The organism is Ardenticatenales bacterium (genome assembly GCA_020634515.1).
In the GTDB taxonomy this organism is placed as follows: domain Bacteria; phylum Chloroflexota; class Anaerolineae; order Promineifilales; family Promineifilaceae; genus JAGVTM01.
Map to the genome: position 1 here is coordinate 175,001 of JACKBL010000006.1, position 17,339 is coordinate 192,339.

The 17,339-nt window shown below is 59.9% G+C and carries 15 protein-coding genes; 6 read left to right on the plus strand and 9 right to left on the minus strand.

Going from position 1 to position 17,339, the window contains the following annotated elements; translation table 11 throughout:
• Nucleotides 1–9: 9 nt before the first annotated feature.
• From H6650_16660 to H6650_16700, 9 genes are all read right to left on the minus strand, one after another.
• Nucleotides 10–519 carry a hypothetical protein gene (locus tag H6650_16660; GenBank protein MCB8953638.1) on the minus strand — a complete coding sequence of 170 codons (510 nt, stop codon included), beginning with the start codon at nt 517–519 and terminating at the stop codon, nt 10–12.
• Between the two features lie 376 nt (nt 520–895).
• Nucleotides 896–1,216: a DUF433 domain-containing protein gene (locus tag H6650_16665; GenBank protein MCB8953639.1), complete on the minus strand. Its 321-nt coding sequence runs from the start codon at nt 1,214–1,216 to the stop codon at nt 896–898.
• Between the two features lie 61 nt (nt 1,217–1,277).
• The gene (locus tag H6650_16670) at nt 1,278–2,150 is read right to left on the minus strand and encodes a VOC family protein (protein ID MCB8953640.1); all 873 of its coding nucleotides are present in this window, start codon (nt 2,148–2,150) and stop codon (nt 1,278–1,280) included.
• Between the two features lie 30 nt (nt 2,151–2,180).
• A complete protein-coding gene (locus H6650_16675) occupies nt 2,181–3,713 on the minus strand; it encodes an AMP-binding protein (GenBank protein MCB8953641.1) in 1,533 nt (510 codons plus the stop codon).
• A gap of 45 nt (nt 3,714–3,758) precedes the next feature.
• On the minus strand, nt 3,759–4,589 hold the full coding sequence (locus tag H6650_16680) for an SDR family oxidoreductase (protein MCB8953642.1): 831 nt from the start codon (nt 4,587–4,589) through the stop codon (nt 3,759–3,761).
• A 312-nt stretch (nt 4,590–4,901) separates the two neighbouring features.
• Nucleotides 4,902–6,110: an alcohol dehydrogenase catalytic domain-containing protein gene (locus H6650_16685; GenBank protein MCB8953643.1), complete on the minus strand. Its 1,209-nt coding sequence runs from the start codon at nt 6,108–6,110 to the stop codon at nt 4,902–4,904.
• A 3-nt stretch (nt 6,111–6,113) separates the two neighbouring features.
• A complete protein-coding gene (locus tag H6650_16690) occupies nt 6,114–7,853 on the minus strand; it encodes a thiamine pyrophosphate-binding protein (protein MCB8953644.1) in 1,740 nt (579 codons plus the stop codon).
• A 49-nt stretch (nt 7,854–7,902) separates the two neighbouring features.
• Complete coding sequence (locus H6650_16695) at nt 7,903–8,532, minus strand: TetR/AcrR family transcriptional regulator (protein MCB8953645.1); 630 nt, start codon at nt 8,530–8,532, stop codon at nt 7,903–7,905.
• Nucleotides 8,533–8,569: 37 nt separating this feature from the next.
• Entirely contained in the window at nt 8,570–9,874 is a 1,305-nt protein-coding gene (locus tag H6650_16700; protein ID MCB8953646.1) for a plasmid pRiA4b ORF-3 family protein, read from the minus strand.
• Nucleotides 9,875–10,215: 341 nt separating this feature from the next.
• Between H6650_16700 and H6650_16705 the strand changes: the two genes are divergently transcribed.
• From H6650_16705 to H6650_16730, 6 genes are all read left to right on the plus strand, one after another.
• Nucleotides 10,216–10,953 (plus strand): TVP38/TMEM64 family protein, encoded by a 738-nt coding sequence (locus H6650_16705; GenBank protein ID MCB8953647.1) that lies wholly within the window; start codon nt 10,216–10,218, stop codon nt 10,951–10,953.
• A 45-nt stretch (nt 10,954–10,998) separates the two neighbouring features.
• On the plus strand, nt 10,999–12,516 hold the full coding sequence (locus H6650_16710) for a mercuric reductase (protein MCB8953648.1): 1,518 nt from the start codon (nt 10,999–11,001) through the stop codon (nt 12,514–12,516).
• A gap of 177 nt (nt 12,517–12,693) precedes the next feature.
• Nucleotides 12,694–14,067: an ABC transporter substrate-binding protein gene (locus H6650_16715; GenBank protein ID MCB8953649.1), complete on the plus strand. Its 1,374-nt coding sequence runs from the start codon at nt 12,694–12,696 to the stop codon at nt 14,065–14,067.
• 64 nt (nt 14,068–14,131) lie between these two features.
• Nucleotides 14,132–14,971 (plus strand): sugar ABC transporter permease, encoded by an 840-nt coding sequence (locus H6650_16720; protein MCB8953650.1) that lies wholly within the window; start codon nt 14,132–14,134, stop codon nt 14,969–14,971.
• Nucleotides 14,972–15,078: 107 nt separating this feature from the next.
• Nucleotides 15,079–15,363 carry an XRE family transcriptional regulator gene (locus H6650_16725; GenBank protein ID MCB8953651.1) on the plus strand — a complete coding sequence of 95 codons (285 nt, stop codon included), beginning with the start codon at nt 15,079–15,081 and terminating at the stop codon, nt 15,361–15,363.
• A 264-nt stretch (nt 15,364–15,627) separates the two neighbouring features.
• The gene (locus H6650_16730) at nt 15,628–17,319 is read left to right on the plus strand and encodes an FAD-dependent oxidoreductase (protein ID MCB8953652.1); all 1,692 of its coding nucleotides are present in this window, start codon (nt 15,628–15,630) and stop codon (nt 17,317–17,319) included.
• Nucleotides 17,320–17,339 lie beyond the last annotated feature (20 nt).

Consider the following 17,339-nt stretch of genomic DNA (forward strand, 5'->3'; position numbering starts at 1 on the left):
GGAAATTTCTTACTTGCCATTCAGCAGGAAGTTTGGAGAAAACCAAGTCGAGGATATTCTCGCCGCGGAACCCTTTGTTTGTGTTCCGGCGACAATTGCTTCTAATCTTCGAACGGACTCGGCGGTCTGTACTTCTAGTTCTTGACGGGACTTGGCGTTCGTTTGGAGTTCGGTCAGATCGTTTTTCGCTCGAGCTAATTCGTTCCTTATTGCGCCGGTTGTTTCATGTAGAGTTTGTGCCAATGTGCGCAATTCCGCAAGTGCCACGTTTGATTCTTTTTGAAACCGGGTTATTTCACCTGTTAACCCTCTACCCACTTGCTCTATTGATGCGATGGATTGCTGTCGAGCGTCGCTGACCTTTGCATTAAGAGACGACTCGGTCCGAACAAGGCCATTTGATAGCGTGCCTATTCCTTGATTTGCCGCACTTTGCCCATTTTCTACATGAGCGATTCTTTCCGCTAAACCCTTCAACTCTACCTGAACATTGCTAATAGTTTGGACAACGGGTTCCAAGTGGGCCATTTTGTAGCAAGAATTGCAATCTGCGCTTGTTCTTGCTGTACGGACTGTGTAAGGGTCATCAATGTGCTAGAGACGTCACTCCCTCCTGTTTGTGTTTTGCGGAGCTGGAAATAGAGGCCACAATTGCGACGAGGAGAACAAAACAAAAAACAAAATGATAGATAGTAAGAGGACGTCCATATTGTAACTCCTGAGCTATTGTGTGCATACGTGGATAAACACTGAAAGCATTGACTTATTTCACTTGTGTAACTATATAATCCCCTTGTGGGCTGAGCTTGTCGAAGCCCAAATTGCCTTCGACAGGCTCAGGTAGCGGGCTAAGCAGTTACTAACTTGAATAATTAGAGCCATCAGGTCTGCTATTTCAAGTACTCGGCATCGAATCGGCGGCATGGGCAATCTGGTCTTGCTGCCAACGCTCGTAGCTGTTGGCTTCCCGCACGGCGTCTATCTCGGCCTTGTGGTCATGGTAATATGCCAGGGCGCTGAAGACCTGGGCTGGTTGTAGATAGGTCCATTCGGCCAGGATGTCCTCCACGGACATGCCCACTCTGTAATAGTAACCAACGATGTGCCAGACGGCGATGCGCGTGCCGGCAATAATGGCCTCTCCGCCCAGTACGCCGCCAATTTTCACAATATGAGGATAGTCCGTGGTTTGAATGTCTCGTTGGCTTGTTTTCATGGCGTGTCTATCTCCTTGCCGCAAGGCCTATTATAGCGGCAAAGTGGGTGGGGAGGAACGGTTATGAAGCGGGTAGGGTGAGGAGGATGTGGATGCCGGCATTGTCCCGCACCATCACCCCCTCCTCATGCGCCCAAACAGCAGCCCCCGCCGCCTCCAGTCGCGCTAACACCGCTTGCCGCGCCGCCTCATGCGGCAGCACAACCGTGTAATGCACCAGCCCCAACGCATCCGCCGGTGGGGGAGCCGCCCCGCGGGAGTGCCACACATTCATGCCGATGTGGTGGTGGTAGCCGCCGGCGGCCACAAACGCCGCCGTGGGCAGGCGCATCATGGTTTCGAAGCCCAAAATGTTGTGATAGAAGGAAACGGCGGCGGGAATATCGTGGACCTGTAAGTGGATGTGACCGAGGCGCGTGCCGGCAGGAAGCGCGGTGAATGGTTCGGGAGCGGCGTCGGCGATCAATGCCGGCAAATCCACCGCCAACGTATCCATCCGCACCTGCCCCTGCACAAATTCCCACGTCTCCCGGGGCCGGTCGCGGTACATCTCAATCCCGTTCCCTTCCGGATCGCTCAAATAGAGCGCCTCACTCACCAGATGGTCCCCCGCGCCATCAATCATGCGTCGCCGCGCCGTCACGTAATGGCGCAGCCACTGCCCCAGGTGCGCGCGCGAGGGCAGCAGTATCGCCAGGTGATACAACCCCGTGGCGCGGCGATAGGCCTTGCCTTCCGGTCGCGCCAGCAGATGCACAATAGGCTGCCCATCAATGCCCAGCGAGGCGGAGCGCGCATCTTGCGCCAGCAGGCGCAGGCCGATGGCGTCCTGGTAAAAGCGGCTCGTGCGGTTCAGGTCGGCCACGGCCAGCGTCACCGCGCCGACGGTCGTTGTCGGCGGAATCGTGAAGGGTGCGGGAGGGGGTGGGGTCATTTGCGTTACCTGCGTATGTTGGGAAAAAAGTCAGGCGGTGGGCGCGCACAGCAGGCGACGTAATTCCGCCTTTTGCACTTTGCCCAGCGCGTTGCGCGGCAGCGATTCTACGAAGATGACGGCGCGGGGCGTTTTGTAGCTGGCGAGTTGATGCCGGCAATATGCCACAATCTCCTCCGCCCGCAAGGCAACGCCCGGCTGCGGCACAACCACGGCCACGATGCGCTCGCCCCATTCCGCGTCCGGGCAGCCAATGACGGCGCTGGCGGCCACGCCGGGATACGCCGCCAGTACCAGCTCCACCTCCGGCGGATAGACGTTGAGGCCGCCGGTGATAATCAGGTCTTTGGCCCGCCCTTTCAGCGTGAAATAACCGTCCGGCTGGCGCAGCCCCAGGTCGCCCGTGCGCAGCCAGCCATCCGCCGTAAACGCCGCCGCCGTTTTTGCCGGCATTTGCCAATACCCCTTAAACACATGCGGACCGCGAATCTGCACCTCGCCAATTTCGCCATCAGGCAGGGGCGCATCCGTTTCCGGATCGGCGATCCGCGCCGACACGCCCGGCAGCGGCAGCCCCACGGAGCCAACGCGCCGCTCCCCGTGCAGCGGATTGGAGAGATTCATGCCCGTTTCCGTCATGCCGTATCGCTCCAGCAGCGTGTGACCGAATATCTGCCGAAACTGTTGGAACAAATCGTCCGGCAGGCGATCAGAGCCGGAGGTGAGCAGGCGCATGTGGCGGAGGTCGTAGTCGGCTGCATGGGGGTACTCCACCAGGCGGCGGTGAATGGTGGGCACGGCCATGAACACAGTGCAGCGCCGCCGCGTCAACGTATCCAGCACCTCGGCAGGGCTGAACCTGGGCAGGAGAATGGCCGTGGCGCCCGCGTGCAGCGCCCCATGCAGGGCCACGACGAGGCCGTGGACGTGGAAAATGGGCAGCACATGCAGCAACACGTCATCCTCGCGCCAACCCCACGCCTGATGCAGGGCGTCCAGGTTGGCGGTGAGGTTGCCGTGCGTGATTTCCGCGCCTTTGGGGCGTCCTGTCGTGCCGCTGGTGTAAATCATGAGGGCGGTCTGCTGTGCGTCGATGGGCAGTGGGGGCAGGTCGGCGGCAGGCGCGGCGGCCAGCAGTGCCATGAAGCCGGTATCATCCGCCCCGTCCAGGTAGACGACGTGCCGCAGGTCGGTCAGCGGCGCGAGGATGGGGGCGAGTGTCTCTTTGGCGGCGACGTCGGCGAAGAGGAGGCTGGCCCCGGAATCGCGCAGGAAGTAGGTGAGTTCGTGTTCGGGGTAGGCGGGATTGAGGGGGAGGGTGATGGCGCCCAGGCGCATGATGGCCAGGTGTAAATAGATGAAGGGGAGCCGCTTGGGTAGTTGCAGGGCGACGCGGTCGCCCGGCTGCACATCGAGGCCGCGCAGCAGGCGCATGGTTTGCCGTACGTTTTCTTCCAGTTGGGCGTAGGTGACGATCTCGCTGCCCGTGGGGCGGATGAATTCGATGGCCGTTTTGTGGGGAAGATGCCGGCAATTTTCCGCCAGCCGCGTTAAGAACATCATAGAACAGCTAACCTACCTTCCCGGAAGGTGGAGAAAGGTCGAGGGTCACGCCAGTTCGCGCCCGCCGGTTAGATTATACGTCTGACCGGTGATGAAGGCAGCCTCGTCGGAGGCCAGAAACGCCACCAACCGGGCCACGTCTGCCGGCACGCCCATGCGCCGCAGCGGAATGCGCGCCGTGAGGTCGGCGGCCACGTCTTCCGCCGTGCGACCCAGCACCATCGCCTCCAGTTGCATTCCCCACTGTTTCATGCCTGTGTCGATGTCGCCGGGGAGGATGGCGTTCACGGTGATGCCGAATTCGCCCACTTCCTGGGCCAGGGATTGGGTGAGGGCGTTGATGGCGGCTTTGCTGCCGGCATAAGCTGACAAAAACGGACGTGGACGCAGCGCCGCAATCGAGGAGATGTTGATGATCCGTCCCCCCTGCCCACCTGCCAGCATCAGCGGCAGCGCAACCTTGCAGCACAAAAACGTACCCGTGGCGTTGATCTCCAGCGTTTTCCGCCACGCCTCTTCCGTCATTTGCAGCACCGGCGCGGGGCCAATCGTTGCTCCTGCGTTGTTTACCAGAATATCCAACCGTCCAAACTGTGACTGCACTGTTGCCACCATCTCTTGTATGTTCGCCGATTGGGTCACATCCGCGCGCAGAGGCAGACTGTCTACACCCATGCCGGCAATTTCCGCAGCCACCGCGACCAATTCTTCCCACTGGGCGTTGCCGCCGTGGGGGAGGGCGGACGGCGCGGCGCAAATGTCGCTGACGACGACGTGCGCGCCTTCCGCTGCCAGCCGCCGGGCAATGGCCGCGCCAATACCCGACCGCCGCCCCGCGCCTGTGATCAGGGCTACTTTTCCTGTGAGATTGTACATGGCTCATCCTCCTTGTGATGAGCGTGAGGAACGACTCATTGGTGAATGATTAACCGGTCGATCCCTGGCGACAAGGTAACTACTAAGCCAGATTGGACCAATTTGCTCTGGTGAAAATCGCCATTGAACGCGTGAAATTGGTCCAATCTCCAGAGAGCGTTAGTAGTTACGCGACAAGATTCGTTCATGCTTGAGTTCACTGAAAAAACCGGGTTTTTCGATTGTCCGGCAAAAATTACCAGAGTGGTTCATGTGTAAAAACCCGGTTTTTGACCTTTTTTCAGTAGAGTCATTCTTGGAGAATGAACCAATCTAATGTAATGTAAACGCCACCTTAATCGAGCCGCTGTCCCGTTTGTCCAGCGCGGTGCGAAACGCCTGCCGGTATTCCGCCAGCGGAAAGCGATGCGTGAGCAGGTTTTCGCACTGGATTTTCCCCTGCTGCATCCAGCGCATCGCCAGTTCAAACGTGGATACCGACGCGCCTTCCCACGTAACGACGTCATGCCCAACGGTTCCAATCAGGTCCACCTCCTGATGCCACACAGGGGTCAGGTCCACCGTCATAGGGTGCAGATAGACGCCAACCAGCACCACGGTTCCGTTGGCCCGCGTCCAGCGCAGGGCATCCTGTAGCGTGCGCGGCGTACCTACCACGTCAAACACAACGTCAAACCCCCCCAGCAGCATCCGATTGGTCCCCCGTCCTTGATAGAGGCCGGCTCCGGTGAGGCGGCTGACGGCGGCGTAGCCATCTTCCGCGGTAAGCATGACCTGGTCCGCGCCGCATTGGGCGGCTACGGCTGCCTGCCAGGGGAACTGGGCCACGGCGGTGATCTCGCAGTGTGGTTGTAAGGCGCGCATGGCCTGGATCAAGAGGTAGCCAATGGTGCCGCAGCCAATTACGAGCACTTTTTCGCCTGCCGCCGGCGGTCGCCGCCAGGCGGCGTGAATAGCGACGGCGGTTGGCTCGACAAAGATGGCCTGTTCGTCGCTGAGGTCGTCGGGGACGGGCAGAAGCGTGCTGGCGGGGGTGATGAAGCTGTCGCCGAAACCGCCGCCAATGGGGTGATAGGGCCGGGGATCGGAGGCACGTTGGCAGAGGACGCGATGGCCGCGGGCGCAGGCGGCGCAGAGGTCCTCCCGTCCGCGGGCGCGGCAGTCATCGGCGCGCCCCCAGCGGACGACGCGCTGCCCTACCTGGCAACCATCTACGTCTGGCCCCATTTCTGTGACGTTGCCGACCATTTCATGCCCCAGGTAGATGCGCTGGTGCGAGGGCAAGGCCACGGGAGCGACGTTCAGGCTGGCGTCTACAAATAGCTGGTGCAGGTCGCTGCCGCAGATGCCGCAGAGGCGATTGCGTACCCGCACCCAGTCGGGCGATGGCAGCGGCGGATCGGGCAGGGTCATCAGGTGCAAAGGAGCGGTGCGGGCAAAATACGCCCCTTGCCAGAAGCGCCCCAACAATCTGGTTGCCAGGATGCGGGGCGCGGATACGTCCAAAACCATTGTTTGCATGGTTTAGCCGAAGCTCACGTTGCCGGAGCGGGCGGAGTTCCATATCCACATGCCGGGAGGATCGACGTTGGCGTCGGCGTCAATGACGGCGTGGATGACGGCGGGTTTTCCGGAGGCGGTGGATCGGCGTAATGCCGGCATCAAATCCACCCCTCGCTCCACATACTCCCCATGACACCCCATCGCCTCCGCCACCTTGTCGTAGCGCACCGGCGCATGATCGTGCATGAACCATTCCGCCTCGCGGCCAAAAACGCGCCGCTGCGCCGACTTTTCCATGCCAAACGCCCCATCCACGGCCACAATCGTGATGATGGGCAACCTGAGGCGGGCTGCCGTTTCCAACTCCTGCATGTTGAAGCCAAACGCGCTATCACCCGTGACACAGTACACCTGCCGCTCTGGCGCGGCGATTTTGGCCCCAATGGCGTAAGGCAGGCCCGTGCCCAGGTAGCCCATGTTCGCCGTGTACAGGACCGACTGCTGTCGGCGGGGTAGGTGGTAGTGCATGCCCCACATCACCGTATTACCCCCGTCGAGGGCGAGAATGGCGTCGTCGGCGAAGAATTCGTTGCACACCTGGAAAATCGTACCCGTGAGCATGGGGGCGCGTTCGCGGTCGGCCACGGCGTCGTCCAACCCCTTTTGCCATTGCGCGCGCACCATGCCCAGTTCCGCCAGTTTGGGGTGCGGCGGGCGTGGTGGCGTCAGTTCCCGCACGGCGTCGAGCAGTTGTTGCATAACGATACGGGCGTCGCCGATAAGGGGCACATCAACGGGACGGTTCAGGCCGATGTGGGCGGGATTGATGTCGATCTGGATGGTGGGCTGCGTCGCCGGGTCGCCCCAGAGCGGCGGCTTGCCCCACATCACCAGTTCGCCGAAGCGCGTGCCCACGGCCAGGATGAGGTCGGCCTGCTGGTGGGCCATGAAGGCGGCCATGCACAGGGGCGGAAATAGCTGAGGATGGTCTTCGGGGAGGATGCCGCGCGCGGTGACGTTGTTGGTAACGGCGCAGCCGAGGTGTTCGGCGAGGGCTTGAATTTCCACTCCCGCGCCGGATCGGTTGGCCCCGTTGCCGGCATGAATGTTCACGAATTTCGCCCCCACCAACATCTCCGCCGCCCGTCGCACATCCTCCGGGTGGGCCACCGCCGGAGCCATCGCTTGCCCCCGCGCCCGCGGCCAGAGCGGCGCGCTTGCCTCGTCACCACGCTGGTTTAGCACATCTTCGGGGATGAGCAGATGCACCGGGCCAGGCGTGCCGGCCATCGCCACGCGGAAAGCGTGCCGCACCATGTCGGGAATGTGCCGCCAGTGGCTGACGCGCCCACTCCATTTCACCGCCGGCTGGAACAATGCCTGGTGGTCTGGCGACTGCGTGCCGCCCAGGTGGCGGTAATCATCGCTGACATCGGCGCGCCGCATCGTGGTGATCGCCACGACCGGGCTGCCTTCCGCCTGGGCGCAGATGATGCCCGCCAGCAGGTTGGCCGCGCCCGGACCGGCGCAGGCCATGACCACGGCAGGCTCGCCCGTAACACGGGTATAGGCATCGGCGGCGTGCGCGGCGGCGGCTTCGTGGCGCGGCACAATCAGGCGCATGTCCAGTTCCGGCCCTAACCGCTCCAGCGCTTCCAGAAAAATCATGTACGTGCCATCGGTGATGGCGTGAATGTGGTGAATATGTTGGGCGTGTAGACTGCGGAGGAGCAGTTCGCCCCCGGTGATTTCGGCCATCATGCCTCCTTGTCATCTTCCCGGAAACTCTATAGTTTCCGGGAAGGCATAGTTAGTTGGTGTTTGACGGTGGGCGCAGACCATCGAGGAAGACGGTGATCATCGCTTCCAGATATTCCGCGTCGGCCTGAGCCGGTGGCGTGTCATCCATGTTGGCGAAGTGCTGGATGACGTGTCGGCTCTGGAACCAATGGGTGGTGAGCGCCAGGGCCATCGCCAGAATGGTTTCCGCCGGGACGTCGGCGCGGATGGAGGCGTTGGCCTGCGCTTGCCGGATGCGCGCCAGCATCTGGCGGCCAATCTCCTGCCCTGTTTCCATACCCGTGGGATCCTCCATCAGTTGCAGCCAGGAGAGCAGGCGCACCACATGCGGGTTCTGCTGGAAAAAGTCGAAACGGCTGCGCAGCGCGTTCCGTACGAAGGGGGTTGGCCGGCCATCATCCTGATCCAGGATTTGCTGCTGGTGTGCCAGGTAGTCGCTGTACGTGTGTGACTTGACTGCCTGCCACAGTTCCTGTTTTGAGCCGAAGTAGTGGTGAATCAGGCTTTGCGTGACGCCGCTATGGCGGGCGATGGCGTTCATGGAAACGCCATCAAAGCCTTTTTCCAGGAACAGATCCAGGGCGCTGCTCAGGATTTTGGCGCGTTTTTCGTCAGGATCGTGTTTGCGTTTGCCAGACATGGGCACTCAAAACAGTCGCGGTGAGTCAATCGCGCGGTTATTCTTCTTCGTCATCAAGCCAAACGAGAAACACGTCATTGTCGTCATCATTGTCGTCATCGTGGGACGGGTACTGCTCCGGAGCCACGCCATGTGATTCGATAATGGCTGCCTCTTTCAGAGACATTTCCGTATCTATTTTTTCCAGTGTGACCTGAAACTCCCACCAATCTCCAAAATCAAACACAAAGCGCATGGTTCCCCTGATAGACAGAGGCACGTCACCGACCTTAACGTTGTCGGTCCACGGGCCTTCCTCTATGTAGGGGTGGTTGACCTGTTCCAGCATGCCCAGGCGGTTGGGGTAGGAAAACATGTGCAGGTGATCGTGATCAAATTCCACGGAATTGGTGATGGCGTAAGCAAGATTGATGAGCGTGTCGTTTGCGGATATGGCTATCCGTCGCCATATGTTTTTGTCCAGGGACACCTTGAAGATATGCACGCCCTCCCGAAATGCGGTTTTCTGGAGGAAAAGATTGTTCTGCCACGCAGGCCAGTAAGGTTGCAACCAGTTTTGTACCACGCCATAGGTAACTGACAGATCTTTCATTGAGCGCATGTATAGGTCGAAGTCCGCGTGAGCCTGTTTCATCAAAACCTTCAGGAGGGCGTTTCCCAGCGGCGTGCGGGATATGCGTTCGATATGCCACCCCTTGCCAATGATGGGGGGCGCGTCCTGCACCTCAATGAGGCCGAACAGCCGCAGCAAGCCCAAATTGTGCCATCCTGGCTCGTAGCTGAAGTACGCTTCGTCGCGGGCGTTAGTGGTAAGGTCCCAGCCTTCTTCGGGAACATTCATGAAGAACTCCGTCCATTTGCGGAGGGTATCCGAGGAACTTCCCATCCAGCCGCGCTCTTCGCCGAGGATTTCCACGTTGCCCCGCAGGAGCCATGTTTCCAACAGCACGCCGTATTTCTCTATGGGACTCAATTGTTGCCATAAGTCGTAGAGGGTTTCGTCTATGAGTAGAGAGGTTTTTTTGCCGGTTGTGCCGGCATGAGTCAATCCCGACGCGCGTACCAACAAATACAGTCCATGAACGGGTGGGAGAGACTTCTGCACGGGACGCCGCAAGCCCAGTTCCACCGGCTGCGTCAACAGCGCGTTGATCTCCATCAACGCTTTCATCGGCAACTGACCCTTTGCCGTTAGCGCCAGGCTGGTTTTCCGCACGTATGATAATAGCGCTTCAAAATCCGGCAGAATAGAGCCGGGCATCCTCTCTTGCCCAACGACGCTGCGCACGAGTCGTTCATCGTCTGCCGATACCTTGAAGTTGCGACGAAAAGGCGATACCATGTTTCACCTCTGGAAGATTAATGACGTATGGTGGAGTATTAGCCGATGGCTATTCGCGTGGAGTATAACGCAAAATAGATTGATTAGTCAATCTGTTTCTTCGCCTCGGATGCCGTGAAGAATCTCAACATCGCATCAGAAATGCCGCGCACTTTGCCGGCATCGCTCGCTCCCGCCGGAATGTTACATATTGCTTACAGGTTGCCAAAAAGGGCGCGGCGGCGGACGTCATCAGGTAAGATAGGGTCAACGGGTCGCGTCAGGAAGGACAATACGCCATAAGTAGCTGCCTGTAGCCTGGCGACACAAACATATAGCAGACACCCTTTTGCGAGGATAGCATGACAGTAACGGAAACCACCCAAACGACAACGGTCGCAACCTTTTGGCGGCGGCATGGCGCAAAACTGGGGGCGCTTGCTTTTTGGGCGCTGGTGCTGGGCGGCTACTGGTGGTACGCCAACCGGAATGGCCTTACCCTCCAGGAGACGCTGACGCTGGTCGCCCATCTCCTCACTGGCAGTATCTGGGGACCGCTGGCATACATCCTGCTATACGCCTTGCGCCCGCTCATCTTTTTCCCGGCGACGCTGCTGACGGTGCTTTCCGGCTTCCTGTTTGGGCCCTGGGGGATTCTGTACACCATCCTGGGAAGCAATACATCGGCAATGGTCGCGTATGGTGTCGGACGGTATTTCGGTCAGGGGGTGCTGGAAGGGGAGGAGAATGCCAGTGTGGTACAGCGGTATGCGCAGCGGATGCGCCAAAACAGCTTTGAAACGGTCTTGCTCATGCGGCTGCTATTCCTGCCTTATGATCTGGTAAACTACGCGGGCGGGTTTTTGCGCATCAACTGGAAGGCCTTTCTGGCGGCAACGGCGATCGGCTCCATTCCGGGCACGATTTCGTTTGTGTTGTTGGGAACGTCGTTTGGCACGTTGGAGGCGCTGCTGGCGGGCGAGTACAGGCTGAATCCGGTGACGCTGGTGCTTTCGGTGGCGTTAATTGCCGGCAGTATCGCCCTCTCCCGCCACTTCAAAAAACGAGAATCCACCGCACCACCTTCCCAGAAGTTATGATGAAATCGCGCTTCCGCCAAGTCTTGCTCGCCCACGGAGACCCTCATGACCACATCCATCCAAATTCCCCCCTTTGATGCTTACAACCAGGAACTTGTGGCGAACGCCCATCCGCCGGATTGGCAAAACCCCACACCCACCGGACGCTACAATCTGCTCGTCGTCGGCGGCGGCACGGCGGGGTTGGTCAGCGCCGTGGGCGCGGCAGGACTGGGCGCGAAAGTGGCCCTGGTGGAAAAGCATCTGCTCGGCGGCGACTGCCTCAACGTGGGCTGCGTTCCCTCCAAGACGCTCATTCGTTCCGCCAAAGCCGTCGGGGACATCCGCCGCGCCGCCGCCGTGGGCGTGTATGTGCCCGCGCCCGTCACCGTGGACTTTGCCGCCGTGATGACGCGCGTGCGCCGCGTCCGCGCCGAACTGAGTCATCACGACTCCGCCTTTCGCTTCCGCAAGCTGGGCATAGACCTCTACCTGGGCGAAGGGGCGTTCACGGGACCGGATTCGTTCCAGGTGGACGGGCGCACCATTCGCTTCCAGAAAGCGGTGATTGCCACGGGCGCGCGCCCGGCGCACATTCCCATCCCCGGACTTGCGGAGGCCGGCTACCTGACGAACGAGCGTGTTTTTGAGCTGACCGCGCTGCCGCCGCGCCTGGCCGTGATCGGCGCGGGTCCGATTGGCGTGGAAATGGCGCAAGCGTTCGCCCGCCTGGGCAGCCAGGTGACGATGATGGATATTTTGCCCGTTTTTGGCGGCCTGCGTGACCCGGATGGCCTGGCGCTGATGGCGCGGACGTTTTCCGAGGACGGCATGACGATGTGGTTGGAGAGCGGCATCCAGCAGGTGACGGCGCGCGACGGGGAAAAGGTGCTGACGGTGACGCACCAGGGGGAGACAAAGACGCTGGTGGTGGATGAAATCCTGCTGGCCGCCGGACGCCGCCCGAACATTGAGGGGCTGAACCTGGAAGCGGCGGGGGTGGCGACGACGAAGAAGGGCATACAGGTCAACGATTTCTTGCAGACGACGAACAAGGAGATTTACGCGGCGGGGGATGTGGCGCTGGCGCAGCAGTTCACGCATACGGCGGACGCAGCGGCGCGCATTGTGTTGCAAAATGCGTTGTTCCTGGGTCGCAAAAAGGTGAGCGATTTAATTATTCCCTGGACGGTGTACACGGACCCGGAGATCGCCCATGTGGGTCTGTTTGACTATGAAGCGGAGGAGCGGGGGATGGCGGTGGATACATTTATGACGCCGATTGGAGAGACGGATCGCGGGCGCACGGATGGGGAGGAGGCGGGTTTTGTGAAGATTTACGTGAAAAAGGGGACGGATAGCATTCTGGGGGCGACGATTATTGCCCGTCATGCGGGTGAGATGATTAGTGAGGTGACGACGGCGATGAATGCCGGCATTGGCCTCAACAAAATGACGCAAATCATCCACCCATACCCCACCCAGGCCGAAGCCATCCGCAAAACCGCCGACACCTGGAACCGCACCCGCCTGACCCCTCTCGTCGCCACCATCTTTGACAAATGGCTCTCCTGGCGACGATAGCAACGGGAAACTGAACTGGACTCCGGCGTTTTGGGTGTGGAGGCTTCAGCCGGCCCACATATGGGGGGTGACCCGGCTAAAGCCTCGACTCCGAGCACCCTATATGGAATTCGCCAAACTCCAGAACTGAAAACAATCAACTGCCAACGACCAACGGATTGCACACATGGAGGTTTCATGAAAGGAAAATATAGTGCCCTTGTCTTGATCGCACTGCTAATCACCCTGCCGCTGGTTGCCTGCGGTGGGCAAAATAGCGGGTCGGCGGACCATGACGACAGCATGGCGCAAAGTACCTCAAGCGAAACCATGAGCGAAGCCGACGACATGAGCGAGGCGGCGGACGCGGATGCAATGGAAGAAATGGCCCCACCGGACGCGCCGCCGCCGCCGGGATACGAAGGGAAAGCGTGGGCCGACATCCTCGCCGACGCCAGAGGACAAACCGTCAACTGGTATATGTGGGGAGGCAGCGACCTGATCAACACCTGGGTGAACGATTTCGTCACCCCCGCCGTGCAGGAGCGGTACGGCGTCACCCTGAACATGGTCCCCGTCAGCGACGCTACCGAGTATATCAACAAAGTGTTGGGGGAGAAACAGGCGGGGAAAGACAGCGACGGCGCGGTGGACCTGGTGTGGATCAACGGCGAGAATTTTCGCACCATGCGCCAGGGCGATTTGTTGTACGGCAGCTGGTCCCAGTTCCTGCCCAACGCCGCCTTCGTCAACGGGGATGACGCCAGCGTCGCCAACGATTTTGGCTTCCCTGTTGATGGATATGAATCGCCTTATGGCAAGGCGCAGTTTGTGATGATTTACGACAGCGCCCGCGTACCGGAGCCGCCGCGCACCATTCCCGCGCTGGTGGAATGGATCAAGGCGAATCCGGGTCAGTTCACCTATCCCGCGCCGCCCGACTTCACGGGCAGCGCCTTCATGCGGCATGTCTGCTACGAGGCGGCGGGCGGTTATGAGGCACTGCTGGGCGAATTCGATCAGGCGACCTTTGACGCGCACGCGCCCGCCTGCTGGGATCTGCTCAGCGACCTGGCTCCCTATCTCTGGCGCGAAGGGCAGACCTACCCGGAAAGCCACACGCGCCAGCAGGATTTGTTTGCCAATGGCGAAGTGAGCTTCGACATGGCGTATAATCCGGCGGAAGCATCCAGCCTGGTGGAGAATGGGCGTTACCCGGAAAGCACGCGCACGTTTGTTTTTGATAGCGGCACCATTGCCAACACGCATTACGTGGCGATTCCTTACAACTCCGCGAGCAAGGCGGCGGCGATGGTGGTGGCGAATTTCCTGCTCTCGCCGGAAGCGCAGTTGAGCAAGGCGCAGCCGGCCAATTGGGGAGATTTACCGGTGCTTGATCCGTTGTTGATGCCGGCAGACGCCCGCACCCAATTCGACGCCATCCCCCGCGGCATCGCCACCCTCTCCACCGCCGAACTCGCCGCCCACCGCCTCCCCGAACTACAAGCCCCCTGGATTACGGCGTTTGAGCAGGGATGGGAAGCGAGCGTGTTGAGTAATAATCAACCATAGATTGGACCAATCTTCTCCGGTGAAAATGGTCATTGAGAGCGTAAAATTGGTCCAACCTCCACTTATGCGTTGGCGCATCCTCCTTATGCTGGCCCCGGCGTTGGCCGTCGTCATCCTCCTGTTTGGCGGCGGCCTCACGCTGGCCTTGCTGCAAAGTGTCGGGTATTTGCCCGTGGTGGGTGAGAGCCACTTCACGCTGGACGCCTATCGCCACATCTTCCGCCAGCCCGCCTTCTACCGCTCCCTGCTCCTCAGTGCCTGGATTGCCGCCGCCAGCACAGCGTTGTCCACGCTGCTGGCTATCCTCAGCGCGTTGGCCTTGCGCCGCCCCTTTCGCGGGCAAAAGTGGGTCACGTTCATCTTCCAGCTTAACCTGCCCATTCCCCACGTGGTGGGCGCGGTGGGGGTGCTGTTCCTCTTTGGGCAGAGCGGGTTTCTGGCGCGGTTGACCTACCTGGCGGGTCTCATTAACGCCCCGGCGCAATTCCCTGCCCTGATTTACGACCGTTACGCGCTGGGCATCATCCTGGAATATGTGTGGAAAACGACCTGCTTTACCGGCATCATTCTGCTCGCTTTGCTACAATCCATCGGCGACGATTATGAGGCGGTGGCGCGCACTTTGGGCGCGTCCCGTTGGCAGCGACTGCGGCACGTGCTGCTGCCGTTGATGCAGCCGGGCATTTTGTCCGCCTCCATTCTCGTGTTTGCTTACACTTTTGGCGCGTTTGAAGTGCCGCTGCTGCTGGGGCAACGATTCCCTTCGGCGCTGCCGGTGCTGGCGTATCGCCAGTATACGGACGTGGATTTGCAGGCACGGGCGGAGGCGATGGCCATGAGTGTGGTGATTGCCGGCATCATCACACTCCTGATTTTCGCCTACATGCGCCTGAACCGGAATTAGTCCGGCACGCCTCCGCAAAAAATACGCTAAATTGGCGAAGGCTAAAACTGTAACAAGCGATGGGCCAAATAGGTGTTGCAGATATAACCAGATTCGAGAATACACAAATGGACGAGCCGATTTTTGAATCAAGCGGCAATGTGTTTGAAGATTTGGACCTGGAGCCAGCGGAAGCGGCGATCTTGCATATGCGGGCCAAATTGATGAATGATTTAGGGCTGTATATTCAGTCCAGTGACATGACGCAAACAGAAGCTGCCAAAAAGCTGGGAATTGCCCAATCTCGCGTATCAGATTTGGTGCGCGGAAAGTGGGAAAAGTTCAGCCTGGAAATGCTGATCACACTTGAAGCTCGTGCCGGTCGGCAAGTAACGCTCGAATTAGCGGTTTAGAAGACGCAAGGTCTACGAGAAGTCAGCCAGGAAGCCGCACAATATGGCATGAGCCAGGTGCGGGGAGTCGTTGGTTAGTCAAGCGGCGCGGCTGGCGCAAAGCGTGCTTTAATTGTGGCGTGCTGGTTATGCGGTGGCGCGTGACGAGTAACTGCTAACGCTCTCTGGAGATTGGACCAATTTCACGCGCTCAGTGACTCTTTTCGCCAGAGAAAATTGGTCCAATCTGGCTTAGCAGTTACCGTGACGAGATGGGATGAGATGATGAGAACGAACGATTATGATGTGGCGATTATTGGGGCGGGAATTGCCGGCACAACCCTGGCAACAATCCTGGCGCGACAAGGCATGAACGTCATCGTCCTGGAGGCCAAAAGCCATCCCCGCTTCGCCATTGGCGAATCCCTCATCCTGGAAACGTCGGAGACCATGCGCGCCCTGGCTGAACTGTACGATGTGCCGGAGATCGCTTACTTCAGTTCCGAAAACCTGATGCCGCACATCGGCACCGCGCACGGCATCAAACGGCACTTTGGCTTTCTGCACCACACCGCCGGCCAACCGCACGACCCGCGTCACACATTGCAGGCGGTCATCCCCAAAGAGCCACACGGCCACGAACTCCACCTTTACCGCCAGGATAGCGATTATTACCTGATGGTGACGGCCATTTCCTACGGCGTGGAAGTGCACCAGGACACCCCCGTGCGGAGTGTGGCTATCAACGACGCAGGGGTGACGCTCATCAGCGAACAGGGGGAATCCTTCAGCGCCGGCTACGTGGTGGACGCCAGCGGTTATCGCTCCGTGCTGGCGCGGCAGTTTGATCTGCGGGATTTTGACCTGCGCACGCACTCTCGTGGACTGTTTACGCATATGGTGGATGTGCCGGCATTTGCCGAAACAAACAGCACGGGAGGCAACTACGGACTCCCCTTCCCCATGTCCGAAGGCACGCTGCATCACCTGTTTGACGGCGGCTGGATGTGGGTCATTCCCTTTGATAACCACTCGCGCAGCACCAATCCCCTGTGCAGCGTGGGGCTGCTGTTGGACCCACGGCGGCATCCTCTGCCGACCGACCTCTCCCCGGAAGAGGAGTTTTACACCTTTATCAGTCAATATCCGGGCATGGCGGCGCAATTTGCCGGCACGCGCGCGGTACGAGCCTGGACGCGCACCGGGCGCTTGCAGTACAGTTCACGCCAGGTCGTCGGGGACCGCTGGGCGCTGTTGGGGCACGCGGTCGGCTTCATTGACCCGCTTTACTCCAAAGGGCTGTACGTCTCGCTGATGGCCGTTTCCCTGCTGGCCCATTTGTTGCTGCAAGCGCGGACGACGGGCGACTACTCCGCGTCCGCCTTCGCGCCATTGGAGCAAGTGACCCGCCGCTTCGTGCGCAACAACGACCGCCTCACCGCCAACAGCTACAAGTCATTCGCCAACTACAAATTGTGGCAGGTCTATTCCGTCCTCTGGCTGCTGGGGGCGTACACGGAGTTGGTGAAGCTGAACGCCATGCGCGCCCAGGCGAGCGGAGATCGCGCCGTGTACTACCGTCACCTGACGGGGTTGGGGCTGGTGGGCGGTGGCTTCGCGGCGTTTGATGTGGCCGCGGACCGGATAGACCGCATCATCGAGGCGGTCGATCCCTACGACGAGGCGGCGGTAGATGACGCGGTGGCGGCGATCAATCAGGTTTTTGCCGGCATTCCCTGGATGGCCGATCCATTCCGCGACTTGCTGGCGGGCAAGACCTTTTTGCCCAAAAACAAAATCCGCCTCAGTTTGCTAAAAAAGGATGAGGGATTCCTGGGGCACGGCGACTACCGCGCCCACTTCTTTGGCGACATGACCCTACGCGACCTGCTCACCTACGGCGTCAAGGAAAAGCTAAAATACGCCGCCCCCTACCAGGCTTACCTCCACCGCCGCCAATTCCGCCACTACCCCTAGCCAACCGGCAACTTTCAACT